This is a genomic window from Butyribacter sp., assembly GCF_056818865.1.
Map to the genome: position 1 here is coordinate 19,275 of NZ_DBLYGC010000028.1, position 18,446 is coordinate 37,720.

General features: G+C 35.6%; 17 protein-coding genes, 1 tRNA gene, 1 pseudogene and 1 other annotated feature. Of the genes and pseudogenes, 2 read left to right on the forward strand and 17 right to left on the reverse strand.

All coding sequences use genetic code 11. The features are described 5' to 3' along the window. Window positions 1-135: 135 nt before the first annotated feature. From hydG to ACZLXV_RS11795, 10 genes are all read right to left on the reverse strand, one after another. Window positions 136-1,554 (reverse strand): [FeFe] hydrogenase H-cluster radical SAM maturase HydG, encoded by a 1,419-nt coding sequence (gene hydG, locus ACZLXV_RS11750; protein WP_022223515.1) that lies wholly within the window; start codon window positions 1,552-1,554, stop codon window positions 136-138. Window positions 1,555-1,575: 21 nt separating this feature from the next. Further along, window positions 1,576-1,821 carry a TM1266 family iron-only hydrogenase system putative regulator gene (locus ACZLXV_RS11755; protein WP_022223514.1) on the reverse strand — a complete coding sequence of 82 codons (246 nt, stop codon included), beginning with the start codon at window positions 1,819-1,821 and terminating at the stop codon, window positions 1,576-1,578. 281 nt (window positions 1,822-2,102) lie between these two features. Then, window positions 2,103-2,612 carry a GNAT family N-acetyltransferase gene (locus ACZLXV_RS11760; protein WP_022223513.1) on the reverse strand — a complete coding sequence of 170 codons (510 nt, stop codon included), beginning with the start codon at window positions 2,610-2,612 and terminating at the stop codon, window positions 2,103-2,105. A 206-nt stretch (window positions 2,613-2,818) separates the two neighbouring features. Then, window positions 2,819-2,892 (reverse strand) — tRNA-Pro (locus ACZLXV_RS11765). Window positions 2,893-3,047: 155 nt separating this feature from the next. Continuing rightward, window positions 3,048-3,533 (reverse strand): preQ(1) synthase, encoded by a 486-nt coding sequence (queF, locus tag ACZLXV_RS11770; protein ID WP_022013075.1) that lies wholly within the window; start codon window positions 3,531-3,533, stop codon window positions 3,048-3,050. Window positions 3,534-3,559: 26 nt separating this feature from the next. Continuing rightward, entirely contained in the window at window positions 3,560-4,243 is a 684-nt protein-coding gene (queC, locus tag ACZLXV_RS11775; protein ID WP_022223512.1) for a 7-cyano-7-deazaguanine synthase QueC, read from the reverse strand. A gap of 28 nt (window positions 4,244-4,271) precedes the next feature. Next, window positions 4,272-4,844 carry a GTP cyclohydrolase I FolE gene (gene folE, locus ACZLXV_RS11780; RefSeq protein ID WP_482383552.1) on the reverse strand — a complete coding sequence of 191 codons (573 nt, stop codon included), beginning with the start codon at window positions 4,842-4,844 and terminating at the stop codon, window positions 4,272-4,274. Window positions 4,845-4,937: 93 nt separating this feature from the next. Beyond that, entirely contained in the window at window positions 4,938-5,600 is a 663-nt protein-coding gene (queE, locus tag ACZLXV_RS11785) for a putative 7-carboxy-7-deazaguanine synthase QueE (protein WP_022223510.1), read from the reverse strand. 35 nt (window positions 5,601-5,635) lie between these two features. Further along, window positions 5,636-6,055 carry a 6-carboxytetrahydropterin synthase QueD gene (gene queD, locus ACZLXV_RS11790; protein WP_482383553.1) on the reverse strand — a complete coding sequence of 140 codons (420 nt, stop codon included), beginning with the start codon at window positions 6,053-6,055 and terminating at the stop codon, window positions 5,636-5,638. 351 nt (window positions 6,056-6,406) lie between these two features. Beyond that, entirely contained in the window at window positions 6,407-8,809 is a 2,403-nt protein-coding gene (locus ACZLXV_RS11795; RefSeq protein ID WP_482383554.1) for a glycoside hydrolase family 94 protein, read from the reverse strand. 375 nt (window positions 8,810-9,184) lie between these two features. Here ACZLXV_RS11795 and ACZLXV_RS11800 point away from each other — a divergent pair, with 375 nt between their 5' ends. Further along, complete coding sequence (locus ACZLXV_RS11800) at window positions 9,185-9,685, forward strand: CarD family transcriptional regulator (protein ID WP_482383555.1); 501 nt, start codon at window positions 9,185-9,187, stop codon at window positions 9,683-9,685. A gap of 220 nt (window positions 9,686-9,905) precedes the next feature. Here ACZLXV_RS11800 and ACZLXV_RS11805 read toward each other — a convergent pair. The 3 genes and pseudogenes from ACZLXV_RS11805 to scfA form a co-directional block, all read right to left on the reverse strand. Continuing rightward, window positions 9,906-11,555 (reverse strand): annotated as a pseudogene (locus ACZLXV_RS11805) (2-isopropylmalate synthase); the annotation flags it as partial. Window positions 11,556-11,667: 112 nt separating this feature from the next. Next, window positions 11,668-11,955: a binding site (T-box leader), on the reverse strand. 105 nt (window positions 11,956-12,060) lie between these two features. Then, window positions 12,061-13,425, reverse strand: coding sequence for a thioether cross-link-forming SCIFF peptide maturase (gene scfB / locus ACZLXV_RS11810; protein WP_022223505.1), 1,365 nt, complete (start codon window positions 13,423-13,425; stop codon window positions 12,061-12,063). Window positions 13,426-13,617: 192 nt separating this feature from the next. After that, window positions 13,618-13,767, reverse strand: a complete 150-nt coding sequence (scfA, locus tag ACZLXV_RS11815) for a six-cysteine ranthipeptide SCIFF (RefSeq protein ID WP_022223504.1) — start codon at window positions 13,765-13,767, stop codon at window positions 13,618-13,620. Between the two features lie 281 nt (window positions 13,768-14,048). Here scfA and ACZLXV_RS11820 point away from each other — a divergent pair, with 281 nt between their 5' ends. Next, window positions 14,049-14,279 carry an alpha/beta-type small acid-soluble spore protein gene (locus ACZLXV_RS11820; protein WP_022223503.1) on the forward strand — a complete coding sequence of 77 codons (231 nt, stop codon included), beginning with the start codon at window positions 14,049-14,051 and terminating at the stop codon, window positions 14,277-14,279. 229 nt (window positions 14,280-14,508) lie between these two features. Here the strand turns inward: ACZLXV_RS11820 and ACZLXV_RS11825 are convergent, their stop codons facing one another. The 4 genes from ACZLXV_RS11825 to ACZLXV_RS11840 all read right to left on the reverse strand — a co-directional run. Then, entirely contained in the window at window positions 14,509-15,591 is a 1,083-nt protein-coding gene (locus ACZLXV_RS11825; RefSeq protein WP_482383556.1) for a pyridoxal phosphate-dependent aminotransferase, read from the reverse strand. A 150-nt stretch (window positions 15,592-15,741) separates the two neighbouring features. After that, window positions 15,742-16,095 carry a stage V sporulation protein AE gene (gene spoVAE, locus ACZLXV_RS11830; protein WP_022223501.1) on the reverse strand — a complete coding sequence of 118 codons (354 nt, stop codon included), beginning with the start codon at window positions 16,093-16,095 and terminating at the stop codon, window positions 15,742-15,744. Window positions 16,096-16,120: 25 nt separating this feature from the next. Continuing rightward, complete coding sequence (locus ACZLXV_RS11835) at window positions 16,121-17,170, reverse strand: stage V sporulation protein AD (protein ID WP_367335846.1); 1,050 nt, start codon at window positions 17,168-17,170, stop codon at window positions 16,121-16,123. A gap of 149 nt (window positions 17,171-17,319) precedes the next feature. Then, window positions 17,320-18,446, reverse strand: a 1,127-nt coding sequence (locus ACZLXV_RS11840; RefSeq protein WP_482383557.1) for a PD-(D/E)XK nuclease domain-containing protein, incomplete at its 5' end; no start/stop codon positions are given.

Here is an 18,446-nt window from a genome sequence, read left to right on the forward strand (position 1 = left end):
GTGACAATTGCCACACCTCTTATTTTTATTTTGAATTTCTGTTTAATTTTAAATTTATGTTCAAAAAATCATATTACTAATACAATGAATAATTAAATTTTTTGTCAATATATCAAATATTTAATTCTCGTTGTACTAAAATCTGAAATCCCTTTTTCCGTCATGTAACTCTTTCAAATATTCCATAGCTTTGTTTCTTACATTCTCATTTGGAACTTTAAGTATTTCTTCTGCGATAAGTGCCTCGCCCTTTTTCTTCGTATCTTCTGATGCATAATCCTCAAGGTATTCTTTAAGTGTCATAAGTGCATTTGGCTGACAACAGTTTACAATCTGACCACTCTTTAAAAGTGACATAAATCTGTCACCCGTTCTTCCGGCTCTATAACATGCCGTACAGAAACTTGGAATATATCCAAGACCAATAAGCCAATTTACAACCTCATCCAATGAACGTGTATCGCTTACATCAAACTGTGTTGTTGTCTCATCTCTGACAGGTTCAACATATCCTCCTACGCTTGTACGTGAACCGCCGCTTATCTGTGAAATACCGAGATGAAGCACTTTTTCTCTAGTCTTTTGTGATTCTCTTGTAGATACAATCATTCCTGTATAAGGAACTGCTATTCTGATTACAGCAACAATTTTTTCAAAAATTTCATCTGGAACAGCATTTGAGAAATCTGCCGTATCAATATCATCGGCAGGGCAGATTCTTGGAACACTTATAGTATGCGGTCCTACACCGTGTACAGCTTCAAGGTGTTCTGCATGCATAATAATTCCAACAAGTTCATAAAGATATGTCTCAAGTCCAAACAATACTCCGAGACCTACATCATCAATTCCACCTTCCATCGCTCTATCCATTGCTTCTGTATGATATGCATAATTATGTTTTGGTCCTGTCGGATGAAGTTCTTCATATGATTTCTTATTATATGTTTCCTGAAACAAAATATATGTTCCGATTCCTGCTTCTTTAAGCTTTGCATAATCCTCAACTGTTGTAGCCGCAATATTTACATTTACCCGGCGGATGGCTCCATTCTTATGTTTAATACTGTAAATAGTCTTTATACTCTCAAGAATATACTCAAGAGGATTATTAACAGGGTCTTCTCCGGCCTCAAGTGCAAGACGCTTGTGTCCCATATCCTGCAATGCGATAACTTCTTTTTTTATTTCTTCCTGTGTAAGTTTTTTTCTTGCAATATGCTTGTTCTTCGCATGGTATGGACAATATACACATCCATTGACACAATAGTTTGAAAGGTAAAGAGGTGCAAACATTACTATTCTTCTGCCATAAAACTTTTCTTTTATGTCAATTGCGATTTTTCTCATCTCATCGTTGCACTCAGGAATATCACACTCCATAAGAACTGCAGCTTCTTTATGAGAAATTCCTTTTGCAAGTTTTGCCTTCTCAAGAATTGCATTTACAACTTCTTTATTGCTCTTATTTTTCTTTGCATATTCTATACATTCTAATATCTCAGTATCATCTATAAATTCTTCTGCATGCATCGATTTTGGATTGTAACTCATATTGTATCTCCTTTTCCAACTTTATTTTTTTGAATAGACAGCTTTTGCACTGACACCGCTAAGCATTCCAAGCTTTCCTGAAACGGTACTTATTATGTTATTTGGTGCATCCATAACAATACTTATTACAGACACATTCTTCTCTCTATAAGGCATTCCCATTCTTCCGATGATATACTTGTTATACTCATGTAAAAGTTCATTTACATCTGAAACACTATCCATATTTTCAATGATTATACCAAGTATCGCTATTCTGGTTTCCATAATTTATACCACACTTCCTTAACATAATAGTTTTACTTATAAATTTAATTTTAGGTAAATTTAAAAAAGTCATGTCCGGATAAGACATGACCTTAAATTTATATGCACCATAAATACAGCAATCAATATCTCTTTATTTTCGGTTGTAATTACCTTTTAACATAAAATATACTTAGATATAACTGCTGATTTCACTTTAAAATTTACTTTTCATGCCTTTACGTCAGGACGAACCTTTCGTTTCAGAACCTTGAATAGTATAACACTGTGATAAAAATTTATCAATAAGTTTTTTCGAATACTTTACGCTCATAGCACCACCAGTTTCCGTCATATAATGTACTTTCCCCTACTCTTTCAAAATTTAATTTTTTATAGGCTGAAAGTGCCTTTTTGTGCTTTTTATCTACAAGATAATGAGCACCTTTTATTCCTCTGTCAGCTATCACTTTTAGCACTTCTTCAAGCATTGCCGCTGCTATCTTTTTATTCTGCCATTCCTTTTTCACGACAAGTCTTGCTATTTCTACCGATGGTTTTAGTTTGTCACTCCAGCACGAAAGACCTTCTACTTCCTTGTCATCATCTATTGAGATTGCTCCGACTATCTCCCCTGTTTCCGTTTTCATACAAAACAAATCATTTCTTTTTAAGTCTTGCCTTGTTATCTCAATATTCGGATAATGTTCATCCCATGTACAATACTCTGAGCCTTTTGCCTGCTCATACAATTTTGTTATTTCTTCTATTTCATTTTCCGCTGCCTGATATAATTTTATGTTCTCTGCCATTTTTATTTCTCCAGTTTTTATTTCTTAAAACGCATAATATATTTTTAAAATTGCACAAAGCATTATCTGTAATATAGCTGCCGACAATATTTCGTTAAGCTTTATCTTTATTCTTTCGCAAAAAAAATCCCTCTACCAAAATCTTAAGATATCAGGGATTTTTATAACGTTCTTCTGTTTTCAAGCAATAAAATTTTATAATATAATCGGTGTGACAGGATTTGAACCTGCGACCTTTGCGTCCCGAACGCAACGCTCTACCAAGCTGAGCCACACACCGTTTTATTGCTTATAAGACATTCTATTTCTCACAAGCAATAAATATTATACTCCTTTTTTTACAATTTGTGAAGTATTTTCGTGAAAATAATTTTATTATGAAAATAATTTTATTAGCGTAACAGTACAACCACACAAAAACAGTTCCGTCGGTAGTTAAATTCTGCTGCCGGCATTCATATCGTGGTTAAATAATCTGTCCTCGGCAAGCTTTTCCCACTTTGTTCCCGGCATTCCATAATTACAGTAAGGGTCTATGGCTATTCCGCCACGCGGTGTAAACTCTCCCATCACTTCAATATATTTTGGCTGCATAAGTTTAATAAGATCTTTCATTATAATATTCATGCAGTCTTCATGAAAATCACCATGATTTCTAAAACTAAACAGATAAAGTTTAAGTGATTTGCTCTCCACCATTCTCTTGTCAGGTATATATGCAATCTTTATTTTTGCAAAGTCCGGCTGTCCTGTTATAGGACAGAGGCTGGTAAACTCTGAACAATTAAATTTGACATAATAATCATTTCCCGGATGTTTATTTTCAAATGACTCTAAAACTTCCGGTGCATAATCGTCCGGATATTTTGTTCCCTGATTTCCTAAAAGTGTTATACTTTCTTCCTGTTCTCTTGTACTCATTCTAAATCCTCCGTTATCTTATTATTTTAATCTTCTAATGCCGGGTCTTTTACTCCGTTAAGACTGAATGCCTCAGCCCTGTCTATGCATGTTCCGCATACTCCACATGGCTTTTCTCCGCCTTCATAGCAGCTCCATGTATATTTATATGGTACATTAAGCTCAAGTCCAATCTTTACAACTTCTGCCTTTGTCATTTTTACAAAAGGTGCTTCAACTTTAAGCTGATTTCCGCTTCCTATATAAATAGCGTCATTTATCGCATTATTAAAACTCTCCGAACAGTCAGGATATGCATTTCCTGCAGCATCATCAGCATGTGCTCCGTAATAAATCACTCCACAATCTTTTGACAATGCAATGCTTGCGGCAGTTGACAAAAATAATCCGTTTCTAAAAGGAACATATGTTGATACAGGTTTTCCGTCTGTCTTTTCAATCTGTTCAGCGTATGACTCTTTCGGTATATCAACATCAGAATGTGATAAAAGAGAACAATTACTATACTCAAATATTTTCTCAAGGTCAAGATAGATATGCTCTACCCCATAATATTTTACTATCTTGTCCGATGCTTCAATTTCCTTTGTGTGCTTCTGTCCGTATGAAATTGACAATGCAATAACATTATCCTTGCCATATTTGTCAATTGCCATACCAAGACAGGTTGTTGAATCAACACCGCCGCTGAATAATACTAACGCTTTCATTCTAATTCTCCATTCTCTGTATAATTTTTTATTGTAATCTCATATTAAGGCATACATCATCCTTAAATCTTCCGCTTAAGTTGTATGTCTTTGTTGTTGCCTGATTTTTCTTTATTCCTCTTGCTGTCATGCAGCTATGCGTTCCTTCTATTATAACTGCGACATCATCAGTCTCTAATATTTCTTTTAAAATCTCAGCTATATCTGAACCAATTCTTTCCTGAAGCTGTAATCTCTTTCCAACCATATCAGCAATTCTTGCAATTTTGCTGAGCCCTATAACTTTTCCTTTCGGCAGATATGCAACTGTAACTTTCATATCGTACATAAGTGCAAGATGGTGTTCACAATAACTGAATATATCTATGTCTCTTACTATTACCATATCGTCACTGTTCTCTGCACTACCCGCACCTTCATTAAATGTTTTGTTAAACATCTGGGCAATTTCATGATTTGTGTAATTCATCCCCTCAAAAACTTCTTCATACATTCTTGCCACTCTGTCAGGAGTTTCCTTTAATCCCTCTCTGTCAGGGTCATCACCGAGAGCCACAAGAATTCCCCTGATATGCTCCCTAATTGCCTCTGTATCTATCATGTTTTCTCCTTCCTGTGCACGCCTTTCGCACATTTCAAGTTTGGTCATAGCACGAACTTATAACTAAAAAAACTGCATATATTTTTTCAGTCTTTAAACACCTCTTTCATCGGGAGCCCATATAAATTTATGCATCTGAAGCTGCATCCTTACATCATTAAGTTTATTGTCCTTCAAAAAATCAACTATATCCGTAAGTTCTATCTTCCCGAAAACAGGACTGAATATTATATTTACTCTGTCAATAAGGTCATATTTTTCAATAATATCCTTTGCTTTTTTTAAATCATTCACTGAAGAAGCTACAAATTTTAATGTATCCTTTTTTCTAAGAATTTTAAAATTTTCCAAATCCATGTATTTTTCCATGTCACTCTCAGGAAGTTTATAATCCATTGTAAAACTTGTATTTTCATATTTAAGAAACGGACTTAAATTTACACTTCCGTTCGTCTCAATTTCCACTCTTATATCCTTCTCATCTGAGAATAATTTAAGAAGTTTATCTGCATCCTTTTGCAAAAGCGGTTCACCACCGGTAAGCGTAACATTTTTTATGCCGGATTTTTTTACTCTTTCAACAATCCGGTCTGCCGTCATCTCTTCAAATTCACAATCTGCCTCATTTGCCCACATTGTATCACAATAATTGCATGAGAGATTGCAGCCTTTCATACGCACAAATACAGCAAGTTCACCGGCTCTCATACCCTCACCGTTTATGCTCTCAAAAATCTCAACAACTTTAAAACTCACTTTGCTCCCCTTTCATGTTTTTGTATTCTTTATTTTCATTCTGAATAAGTGGCACAATTATTTGGTGTCTCATACACACAAACCTTGCTTACGTTATATCCCTTCTTTTTTACCTCTTCAAAAAAGAACTTAGAAAAATTTTCTGCTGTCGGACGGAATTTTACAAAAATCATCCTGAAATTTTCTTCGTTAAGTGCCTCAATTGTTTTTTCCTTGAGAGTTCCCTCCTCAACGATAAAAGCATGGTCATAAAAGTCCGTAATCTCTTTTACATCTTTCTTTAAATCACCAAAATCAACGCACATTCCTCTCTGCTGCCCCTCCGAAATAAGGTTTTCGCAGGCAACATCAACTACTACTCTCCAACGATGACCATGTAAATTTGAACATTTTCCTTCATAGCCGTGTAAAAAATGTGCCGAATCAAAACTGTTTTCTACTGTAAGATAATACATTTTTCCTCCTGTTGCAAAATATACTTTTTTTGATTTAAACAATAAAAAGACAGACATAAAACCGTCTGTCTTTAATGATATTATATCTTATGACTGATTAGCGTTTATTCAATCAGTTAGTTTTTTATCAAAATATAAATAATACCTAATAAATACAGCCCTAGTTTTATTTATAGACAGGATGGTACTAATGAACTGTCTTTTATAATTTTTTATACTTAAAGTCTCGTTTTGAATTTTATTATCAATCCAAAACGAGACTTACTATATCACATATTAAAAGTTAAGTCAACTTCACTTCAGCCTTTTTTCTGACATTCGGTCAAAATGAAAAGCTGTCGTATTTTATGATTACATTACCATCTTAACTTCTGTTACATCTGTGAGTTTGTCAGCCGGGATGTAGTTGTCATCCTGCTTTTCACCATTGATGTAGAACTCTTTAAATCCATTCTGTGCACCGTTTGGATTTTCAACTTTAATGATAACTTTCTTTCCACGGAAGTTTTTCTCAAATGAGAATTCTTTCCAGTCTGAAGGAACTGTTGGAGCTACACGAAGTCCGTCAAGGTCAGGGCGCATTCCGCAGATACCCTCAACGCATCCTACCATACATGTAGATGCTGTACCTGTAAGCCAATGAACGTGTGAACGTCCGTGGAATGGGCTTTCATCACCTTCTGTATACTGTCCGTGTACATATGGCTCAAGTTTACGAATCTCTGCCTGATCATTCTGTGATGATGGTGAGCTTTCCTCAAAATATTTGAATGCTTCGTTACCATTTCCTAAAAGTGCCTCTGCAAGTATAAGCCATCCCTGTGTCTGAGAGAAAATACCACCATTTTCTTTTGTTGAAGGAGGGAAAAGTCCTGCAAGTGCACCATCAAAGTAATGGTCAACATATGAAGGAGCCATAATCTTTGCACCGTATGCTGTGTTAAGTTCTCTGTCTACAGATGCCATAGCCTTGTCAGCCTGCTCTCTTGTTGCAAGACCTGAAATAACAGACCATGTCTGAGGATTTAACCACATACTTGCTTCAGGGTCTTTCTTAGAACCGATAAGTTCTCCAGTCTCCTTAAATCCACGGTTGAAACGGTCACCTTCCCACCAAAGTTTGTTAATCTTTTCTCCGATTTCTTTCTGTGTCTTGTCAAGATAAGCAATATATTCTGTATCATTCTTCTTTTCAGCAAACTTACGCATAATTGTGAATGCATAATAAAGCTGCATAGCAACGAATGATGACTCTCCGTTCTTTCCAAGTCTCAAGCAGTCATTCCAGTCTGCATGAAGTCCTGCCGGAAGTCCATGTGGTCCAAGGTGATTCATAGAGAAGTCGATAGCTCTCTTTAAGTGCTCATAAACACTTGCTTTTTCCTCGATATTTGACCATGTGATTTCCTCATCCATGAATGCAAGATTTCCTGTCTCAGATACATATTTGTAAACTGTAGGGAAAAGCCATAGTGCATCATCTGCACGATATGCTGGATGTCCCGTCTCTCTTACATAATCAGGGTCATCCGGTGTTCCCTCATGACCTGCACGCTCGTCATGGTCAAAACGAACAAGCGGAAGTCCGCCGCCATTATCAACCTGTGCCGAAAGCATAAATCTGATTTTTTCAAGAGCTGCTTCAGGGTCTGTATGAATAACACCCTGAATATCCTGAACAGTATCACGATATCCATATCCGTTACGCTCTCCGCAGTATACAAAAGATGCTGCTCTTGACCATGTAAATGTAAGGAAACACTGATATGCATTCCATGTATTTACCATGCTGTTAAATGCTTTGCTTGGTGTATTAACCTTGAAGTTCTCAAGTTTTGAATGCCAATATTTCTTTAATTCATCAATTTCTTTATCACATACCGATACATCTTCATATGAAGCAATAATTTCATCTGCAACAGACTCTTTATGTCTTCCTAATATAAATGCAAGCTCTTTTGTCTCGCCTGGTGCTATCTCTAATGCTGTATGTAACGCACCACAACTGTTTTCATTGTAATTGCATACTCCGTCACACTCACCTCTCTCTACTGCAACAGGATTGCCATAGTCATGATAAAGACCTATAAATGCTTCCTTGTCACCGTTGTAAGATGTAACAGGCTGTCCGGCAAGTCCAAAAAATCTTTCTTTTCCGTTGCTTCCATCCGGACCCTTGTACCAGTTAAGATTTATCTGCTGATAAATTTTATTTTTTCTGAAACTTGTGTTTGTAGTACATAATGTATACTGAAGATTTACCTGATCCTGATTATAATTATCATCATTTGAAAGCTCAGCATATCCGAAAACTGAAATCTTTCTAGGCTTGTCTGAATTGTTTGTAACCTTTACACACCATACTTCATATACCTTATTGAGCGGTACATAATACATAGCCTCTGATTTGATACCGGCATATTCTGCAAACATCTTTGTGTAAGCTGTTCCATGATGAACCTCACTCTTATATTCGTTAAGGTCTTTTCCGACAGGCTGCCATGATGCTGACCAATAATCACCGTTCTCATCATCTCTAAGATAAATATAACGTCCCGGTGTATCATCACTATTGAAATGATAACGAAGGATACGTCCGTTTGCTCCACTCTTTACAAAGCTGTATCCACCTGCATTGTTTGAAATAATAGCTCCGTACTCAGGTGAACCAAGATAGTTACACCATGGTGCCGGTGTATTTGGCTTTGTAATGACATATTCTCTGTTTTCTTCATCGAAGTAACCAAAATTCATTTTAATAATTCCTCCTTAAAATTGATAATATCGCAGAATTCCTAAATCAATAATAATATGATTTTCAGCTTTCTTTTTTCATCTAAATTTTCTCTTTAATAATTACCAGATAGGTTTCATCCGTATAATACAGGCTAACCTTAACTTCTATTATATGTTAGCCACCAAATGAGTGTCAACATATATTATTGCATTTTATAATACTATTTTGATGTATATAAATCAAAAAAAACTTACAAAATTTTGTTGTTTCTGTTAAAATATAAGTATACATTACATAAACAACCGAATATTCCCGTTGTTTTAGAATTGAAATTTGTACTGTGATTTCAATTCTATTTATTTGACACAGTACAGAAAAATTGGAGGATTATTATGTTTGAAACAGGAAATGTTGTACTTCATCCTACTGAGGGAGTATGTGAAATCGATGATGTACGCTCTGAACGATTTGACGGTTCAAAAAAACGCACATATTATGTGATGCATCCTCTGTATGCAAAAATCAAATCAACTCTTTTTGTCCCTGTAGACAGTGATAAAATATTACTTCAAAAAATGCCTACCAAAGAAGAGATAATCGAACTTATCAAATCTGTATCAATCACGGACATAGAATGGATTGAAAACTCAACACTCAGAAAAGATGCTTTTATGCACATTATTTACAACGGTGACACCAAAGAGATAGTTGCACTTATAGCAAAACTGCATATCAGAAAAAATGAAGTTGAAGCTAACGGTAAGAAATTTTCGGCAACAGACTCAAAAATATTAAAAGAAGCCGAGAAAAAAGTGTATCAGGAATTTTCATATGTTCTTGACACGGACGAGGAAAATATCCCAGATTTTATACTTAAGTATCTAAATATATAATATAAGTAATACACTTACGATGTACTTATTTAAAAAAATATTTTTATAAAAAGCCGATAGGTGACAAGTTAAACAGGTTATAATTTTATATCTTACAATTTTCTATAATCCGCTTAACAGTTACTTATCGGCTTTACAATTTGTATTAAAATTTTGTAATTTATTTTAAATTTAAATAATTATTTATTTTATGTTCCAATGTCTACTTCTGAAAGAACTTTTTATTTACTGCATTAACAAGTGCATGTATTGATGCCTTGATAATATCTTCATCTGTTCCGACACCCCATGTAAGATTATCATTTTCATCAGTTATTCCCACATAAGACATTGCCTGTGCATTTGAATTTTTTGAAAGCGAATGCTCTTCATATTCTGCAAGATGATAAACAATGTCGTAATGCTTGCGAATTGCCTTACTTACAGCATTCAAACGACCATTACCAAGTGCTTCTACAACCTGTTTCTGACTATTTTCTTCAATTGTAACTTCTGCCTTTATTCCCTCTGCAACCTGTACGAAATGACACTCAGGAATATCAAATTTCTTATCAATATTTTTATAATTCTTGCGGAATATCTCAAGCATATCATTAGGACTAAGCTCTGCATGAGCATGGTCTGACACACCCTTCATAAGATATCCTACTTCCTCACGCATCTTATCAGGAATCATAAGTCCGAAGTTCTGTTTAAGAACATATGCAACTCCACCTTTTCCTGACTGGCTGTTTATACGAATTACATCTGAATCGTAAGTTCTTCCTACATCCTTAGGGTCAATTGGAAGATAAGGAACTGTCCAGTATTCCTCTTTTCCTTCCTCACGGCAAGCCATTCCTTTTGATATAGCATCCTGATGTGAGCCTGAAAATGCTGTAAATACAAGTTCTCCGGCATATGGCTGACGCATTGAAACCTCCATCTGTGTAAGTCTCTCATATGTATCTTTTATTTCCTGCATATTGCTGAAATCAAGTTTTGAATCAACTCCATGAGAATGAAGATTCATTGCCATTGTCACAATATCCATATTTCCTGTTCTCTCACCATTTCCAAAAAGTGTACCTTCAATACGATCTGCACCTGCAAGTACACCAAGCTCAGCAGTCGCAACACCTGTTCCACGGTCATTGTGAGGATGAAGTGACAATACAACATTTTCTCTGTATTTAAGATTTTTGCTTACATATTCTGCCTGGCTTGCAAATACATGCGGCATTGCGTTTTCTACTGTAGTAGGTATATTTATTATAGCCTTTGCATCAGCTTTTGGCTGCCATACATCCAAAACAGCATTACAAACTTCAACCGCATAATCCATTTCTGTTCCATGGAAACTTTCAGGACTGTATTCAAATCGAATATTTCCTTTTACATCCTTTGCAAGTTCTTTAAGAAGTTTTGCTCCGTCAACGGCTATCTGTTTAATCTGCTCTTTTGATTTTTTAAACACCTGCTCTCTCTGTGCGACAGATGTAGAATTGTATACATGAACAATTGCGTTAGGAGCACCGTCAATGGCTTCAAATGTTTTCTTTATAATGTGTTCTCTTGCCTGAGTAAGAACCTGAACCGTAACATCATCAGGAATAAGTTTTCTCTCAATAAGTGTTCTAAGGAACTTATACTCTGTCTCAGATGCAGCCGGAAAACCTACTTCAATTTCCTTAAATCCGATTTTTACAAGCATCTTAAAAAATTCAACTTTCTGCTCAAGACTCATCGGCTCAATAAGTGCCTGATTTCCATCACGAAGATCAACGCTGCACCATATTGGTGCCTTTTCAATAGAATCCTTTTTCACCCAGTCGTAACACTCAACAGGTGGCATAAAATAACTTTTCTGATACTTTTCAAATCCCTTCATTTTGTTTCCTCACTTTCTCTATTTTAACCTTAAAATTTTGATTAATTTTGTGTGCCGGAGTTATTTTTGTTTAATATTTCCATAAAGTAAAAAACTCGTCTCTACATATCTATATAGAGACGAGAATATATCAATAATTATACTCACGCGGTACCACTCTTATTCATGAAAAATCATGCTCTCACCAGGTACATCAAAAAATCAATACCCTTCCCTCGTAACGGTGGGTCTCCGTCCTAATCTACTTTGATAAAAAACTAAAGCATGTTCTGCTCTTTTCTTTCATCGGTTCAACCGGCTGCTCAAAGGTGAGTTCCCTGCTTCACTTCTACTGTTTCACATCAACCAACAGCTTTCTGCATTCCGTTCGACAGTTACTATTCCTTGTCACTGCATTTCAATTGATACTATAACACAATCTTTTTTTCTTGTAAAGTTAAAAATCAGTTTTTATCTTCTTGACTTTCAGTCAAGAAGCATCCCTCGCTTTCAGCTCGGTCAATTCCTATTTTTCAAGCTGTTCACAGACTTTCATTAAAATCGCACATTCAAGTCGTTTTTTCATTATCTTACATGAAAGTTCATATGCATTGTGAATGTCTCCATTGTAGATATAATTGTTGGCATTACATCCGCCGCTGCAATAAAACTTCGCCCAGCAGTCACGGCATGTAGGTTTGGAATATACATGACATCCCGCAAATTCTTTCTTTATATCCTCATTAAATGTGCCTTCTTCAAGATTTCCCATCTTGTATTCTTCGTGCCCTACAAACTGGTGACATGGATAAATGTCTCCATCAGGTGTGATTGCTACATATTCATTTCCGCTGCCGCATCCACGAAGTCTCTTTATTACACAAGGTCCCTGGTCAAGATCTATCATAAAGTGGAAAAAGTTTATAAATCCGCCATTTTTCTTAATATCTGAAATCTTGTCGACAAGTTTGTCATACTCAGCATAAATCTTATCGAGATCTTTTTCTGTAATAGCATATTCGACACTCTCATCTTCCATAACAGGCTCAACTGAAACCTGATCAAATCCCTGCTCATAAAGGTGAATTACATCTTCCGCAAAGTCAAGATTATAGTTTGTATATGTTCCACGCACATAATATTCCTTGTCTCCACGCTTCTCAACAAGTTTTTTGTAATTCTTTACTATGCGGTCATAACATCCTGTTCCGTCAACTTTTACTCTCATTCTGTCATTCACTTCTTTTCTTCCGTCAATTGAAAGAACGACGTTTGACATTTCTTTATTTATGAAATCAATCTTTTCATCATCAAGAAGCATACCGTTTGTGGTGATTGTAAAACGGAACTTTTTGCCGTATTCCTCTTCCTTGCTTCTTGCATATTCTACGATTTCTTTTACAACGTCCCAGTTCATGAGAGGTTCTCCGCCAAAGAAATCAAGCTCAAGATTTTCTCTTCCTACTGATTTTTCCAAAAGGAAATCTATGGCCTGCTTTCCTACACTAAGCGGCATAAGCTTTCTTCCCGTTCCGAAATCTCCTGTCGATGCAAAACAGTATTTACAACGAAGATTACAATCATGTGCTATATGGAGACACATTGCCTTTATAGGTGACTCAACCTTTGTATCTGCAAAATCACCATAAACATCATCTGAAAAAAGAAGTTTTTCATTGTAAAGTTCTACAATCTCTTTATATGTTTCATCTATGTCTTCTGCAGAATATTTTTCTAAAAGTTTGTCCTTAACCTCTTTAGGACATTCTGCATCAAACGGCGGCTTCACATAATCAAGCATATCATACGTAATATCATCGATCACATGTACTCCGCCACTATTTATATCCAATAAAATATTTACATCTTTCGCTTTAAACTTATGAATCATTATAGTCCTCATTTCCGAGCAATCTGTTGCGAAAAGGCAATGTACATCTCAATCTACATCTGCCAGAAAACTATTTGTTTTTGCTCTGAAACAAATAGCATTTTACCAATAATCTCTAAATTTCAGACAAGTGAATGGCTGCTACGAAACTCCGTAACAGCCATCATTATCTGTTTTTAATTATAAGACAAATTATTTGTTGTCCTCATTTGCACATTTCTGATTTCCTACTGTACATGAAGTCTTACAAGCTGACTGACAAGATGCCTGACATTTACCACATCCGCCTTTTTTTGCTGTTGCACTTAAGTTTGCCTTATTGATTGTCTGAATATGTTTCATCGTAATCGTTCCTCCATTTTTTTTATTTTGTATTTATATACAAAAATAGTTAGATACATATATATTAACACATTTTGAGAAAAAAACAACCTTTTGACCAAAATCTACCAACATATTTTTATTTTTGCAGGACATACTACTATCAAGATAAGAAATAAATCTTATCTGACACCCGAAAGATATCAATTGCTGTATATAAAAATTAAAATTCATTTTTACAATGAATATTTTATTTACAGGAAATCAAATCTCTCGGACATCTATAAAAGGAGGAAAAAGATATGTCAAATAGTAATCAGAGTTCAAGAATGGAAGTTCCACAGGCAAAAGAAAGCATGGACAAATTTAAGATGGAGGTTGCCAACGAACTTGGTGTTCCATTAAAAAACGGTTATAACGGTAACTTAACATCCGCACAGGCAGGTTCTGTAGGTGGTGAAATGGTCCGCCAGATGATTAAAAAGCAGGAACAGGCTATGTCAGGAAACAGCACATCAGATGAGACTAACTAATATAAAAAGTTATCTCCGGATGTCAAAAATCTCTGTTAATTATTCATCGGTTTAAAAAACAAACCTAAAATCGAATAATTAACCAATAATTCAGGAGCATGCCATAAATTTGTATGACATGCTCCTGTTCGTTATTACGAAATTTTCAGATATACAGAAAAGATACACTTAATCATAATATAATCAACGAAAAAATGCTAATAAACATATACAAAAAACTCGCATAAAATCAAGAAATAACAGCCGGATATTTTAGCGTTTCACTGTCATTTTGAATAATATCTTTCATTTCTTTAAGTAATATCTCATTTTCATCATGTTTCTTTATGGCAACACGACAATACCCATGCATTATGCCATCAAAATTGTCACAGTTTCTGATAAGAATATGTCTGTCAAGAAGTTCTTGATATAACGGAATATCTGACTGGAAAAAGATAAAATTTGCCGAGGGCTCATATACTTTGAACCCCATCTTTTTCATCTCATCATACATGTATTCTCTCTCCCTGAATACATACTTTCTTGACTCCTCAACATAACCTTCATGATGAACTACCTCTTTTCCGGCAAGCTGTGCTACCGCAGATACATTCCACGACGGAAGCTGTACATTCACGGCGTGTATAAGATCTACATCACTTGTCATGGCATATCCGATTCTTATTCCCGGAAATGCAAATATTTTTGTAAGTGCATTTAATATTACAACATATGGATTGTATGGTATAAGCCCTTTTCTGGTATGCTTTTCATAGTCTTTTACAAAATCCATAAAGCATTCGTCTATAACCACATATATCCTGTTCATCCTGCAATATGTAATAATATCAAGCATTAAATCAGGCTCAATAAGCTTTCCTGTCGGATTGTTTGGATTGCACAAAAATACCATGTCAAGTTCCGGCGTGAGATAAGACATTATATCCTCTGCCACAATAAAATCCCTTTCGGGCGCAAGCTGATAATATACAATCTCAGAATCATTTGCTCTGAGTGCCCTTATATACTCTGAAAAACTGGGTACAACGACAAGTGCTTTTCTGGGTCTTATGGCACGTACCAGTCCATAGATAAGCTCAGACGCCCCATTTCCGCACATTATCTGATGCTCACTAATATTTTCCTTTAATGAAATAGATTTTCTAAGCTCATAACATGTTTCTTCAGGATAAACCTGACATATATTCCCCAAATTTTCTTTTAACTTTTCTTTTACATCTTCCGGCATCCCCAATGGATTTGTATTTACTGAAAAGTCATACTTGACTGCCTCATTGTAAATATTTCCGCCGTGTCCTTTTGAATACATTTTATTCCCCTTTTACATTTTAATAATAATTTGTCTCTACTGATATATTATACTATTATTCAGTATAAAAAGCTATAAAACTCACAATAACTTTATAAATAATATAAAAATTATTGTGAGTTTTTTATAAAAATCCCATTCGCTATATAATCATTTCATTTTCGGCTTAAATATAAGTGAAGCTATATACCCAAATATGAGTGCCGCCGACACTCCGACTGAACAGGCTGTAAAACCACCCTTAAACAATCCGATAAATCCTTCTTTATCTATCGCTTCTTTCATACCTTTCCAAAGAGTGTTGCCAAATCCAAGCAGCGGAACTGTCGCTCCTGCCCCTGCCCATTTTGTAAACGGTTCATAAATTCCAACTGCTCCAAGCACTGCTCCAAGACATACGAGTATTACCATAATTCTTCCCGGAAGAAGTTTTGTATTATCCATAAGAAGCTGAACAGCAACACATATAAGACCACCGACAACAAATGCTAATACATAATTCATCTTATTTTGACCTCCAGAACACTTATTACTGACTTTCACCCGAGCACTCAAACACAACTGCATGAGCAATCCCCGGTACACTGTCGCCCTCATTGAAACTGACAGGCGACAACAATGCACCTGTCGGAACAAAAAGAACCCGCTGCCATGTTCCCTTTTCAAGCATTTTTACAATATATCCCGCAAGCATTGACGCACTGCATCCGCATCCGCTTCCGCCTGCCTGTATTTCCTGCTCTCTTGAATATATCTCTATACCGCAATCCATATATCTATCGGCTATATCATACCCTTTACTTCTCGTTATATCCAGCAGTATATCCTTCCCTACAAGTCCAAGGTCTCCGGTAATTATCTTATCGTACCACTCCGGCTTTCTCCCATTATCTATAAGATTCTGTACTATCACATTTCCTGCTGCCGGTGCCATGCATGCCCCCATGTTCATGCTGTCCTTCACACCAAAATCCACTATTTTTCCGGTTGTAATACCGGTAATATGAACTTTGTTTTTATCAGACATATTTGCTTTTTGTGCCATCTTTTCTGATGAAATTATAACAGCACCACTTCCCGTAACAGTCCATGTAGATGCCATCTTTCGCTGACTTCCGTACCCTAAAGGAAATCTGAACTGCTTTTCGGCACTTGCAAAATGACTTGATGTAATCGCAAGAATATTGTCAGCATATCCTCCGTCAACAAGCATTGATGCAATTGAAATTGATTCACCCATTGTAGAGCATGCACCGTAAATTCCAAACATCGGTATCTCAAGTTTCATAAGGCCAAAAGACGATGCCATCAGCTGTCCCAAAAGGTCTCCCGCAACAATATAACGTATATCCTTTTTTTCAAGACCTGATTTAGATAACGCTTTATTTGCCGCCATTTCCTGAAGTTTTCCTTCCGCTTCCTCCCAGCACTCACAGCCTGCCTTATCATCATTTAATATTTCATCAAAGAATTTCCCGTAAGGTCCCTCTCCCTCTTTCTGCCCGACAATCGCTGCCGATGACATAATATAAGGAGGATTTTCAAACCTTACACTCTGCTTTCCTATCTGCTTTTCCAAAATAGTTCCTCCACATATTTTAAGAAATTTATTTGCTGCCTGCCGCACCCAAAGTGTGAACAGCAACAATTTATTTATTAGTTATCTTAAAAGTAGAGTACCCATTTTTTTTATATTCATACATTTAATTTAAATAATGTAAAGCAAACTTATCCAATCAACACCTTCTTTCCCTTAAATGCAAAACCATAATGATGAATGTTTTCTTTTTTTACGCCTCTTTTTACAAGCTCTGCATCATATCCTTTATCTTCTATCTGATTTAGTGCTGCTTCTACCGTCTCCTCAAGTGTTTTTTCTTTTTTAGGATTTATTACCTTAAATTCGATTACGATACATGGCAGATTTTCATTTGATTTATCTATCGGCTCTAACATTATGTCATAACGTCCATAACCACTTTCCCTGTTTGATGTTATGATATAGTTTTCTGTCTGATCCACCATAAGACCAAGAACTAAACCATGAAAAAATCTCTCCGGTTCTTCGTCAGACGGACTGTTTCCACTGTCAAAATAGCTTATTGTCTTCAATGTCACTTTGTTCATGTATGCATTCATGCTTTCAACATCACCATTTATAAGAGCTTTTATAAATTCATTTGTTTCCCGCTTTGCCGGTGTAAACCATCTGAGTATCATTTTTCTAAACATGAATAATATCTCACGGTTTGTAATGGCAAGTTCATATTCATTTTCACTTTCTCTTATCAGATTCAACTCCTCTGATGATATTACTTTAAGATAACCACTTGCAAGCATAAGACTCCAAACTGCATCCTCCGAATAATCAAGTTCTGAAAATACTATCTGCTCATCTATTATAACATTTATTTTCTCTCCTCTGATAAGCGTCTCCAGCATGGTTTTTATATACGGACTTCCCTTTTGGATAAGATTATTTATAAGTCCATTTGAACTTGAATCTGCCCAGTATGTTGTAAATTTCTTATATTTAAGATAGTTTATTATTGACCATGGATTATATATGTCCCTGCTGTCACCGAATGTAAATCCATCATACCATGATTTAACCTCCTGCTTTTTTTCAGAAAGTCCCTGTTCATCAAGCGCATTAAACACTTCTTCTTCCGTAAAACCAAATGCTGTCTCATATTGATTTGATGTTGTTGTAACTACTACAAGATTATTAAGGTCAGAAAAAATACTTTCTTTTGAGACACGGGTTATTCCTGTCATTATCGCTCTTTCAAGATATGGGTTTGTTTTAAATGTCGCATTGAACAAACTTCTTGTAAAAGCTACAAGTTCTTTCC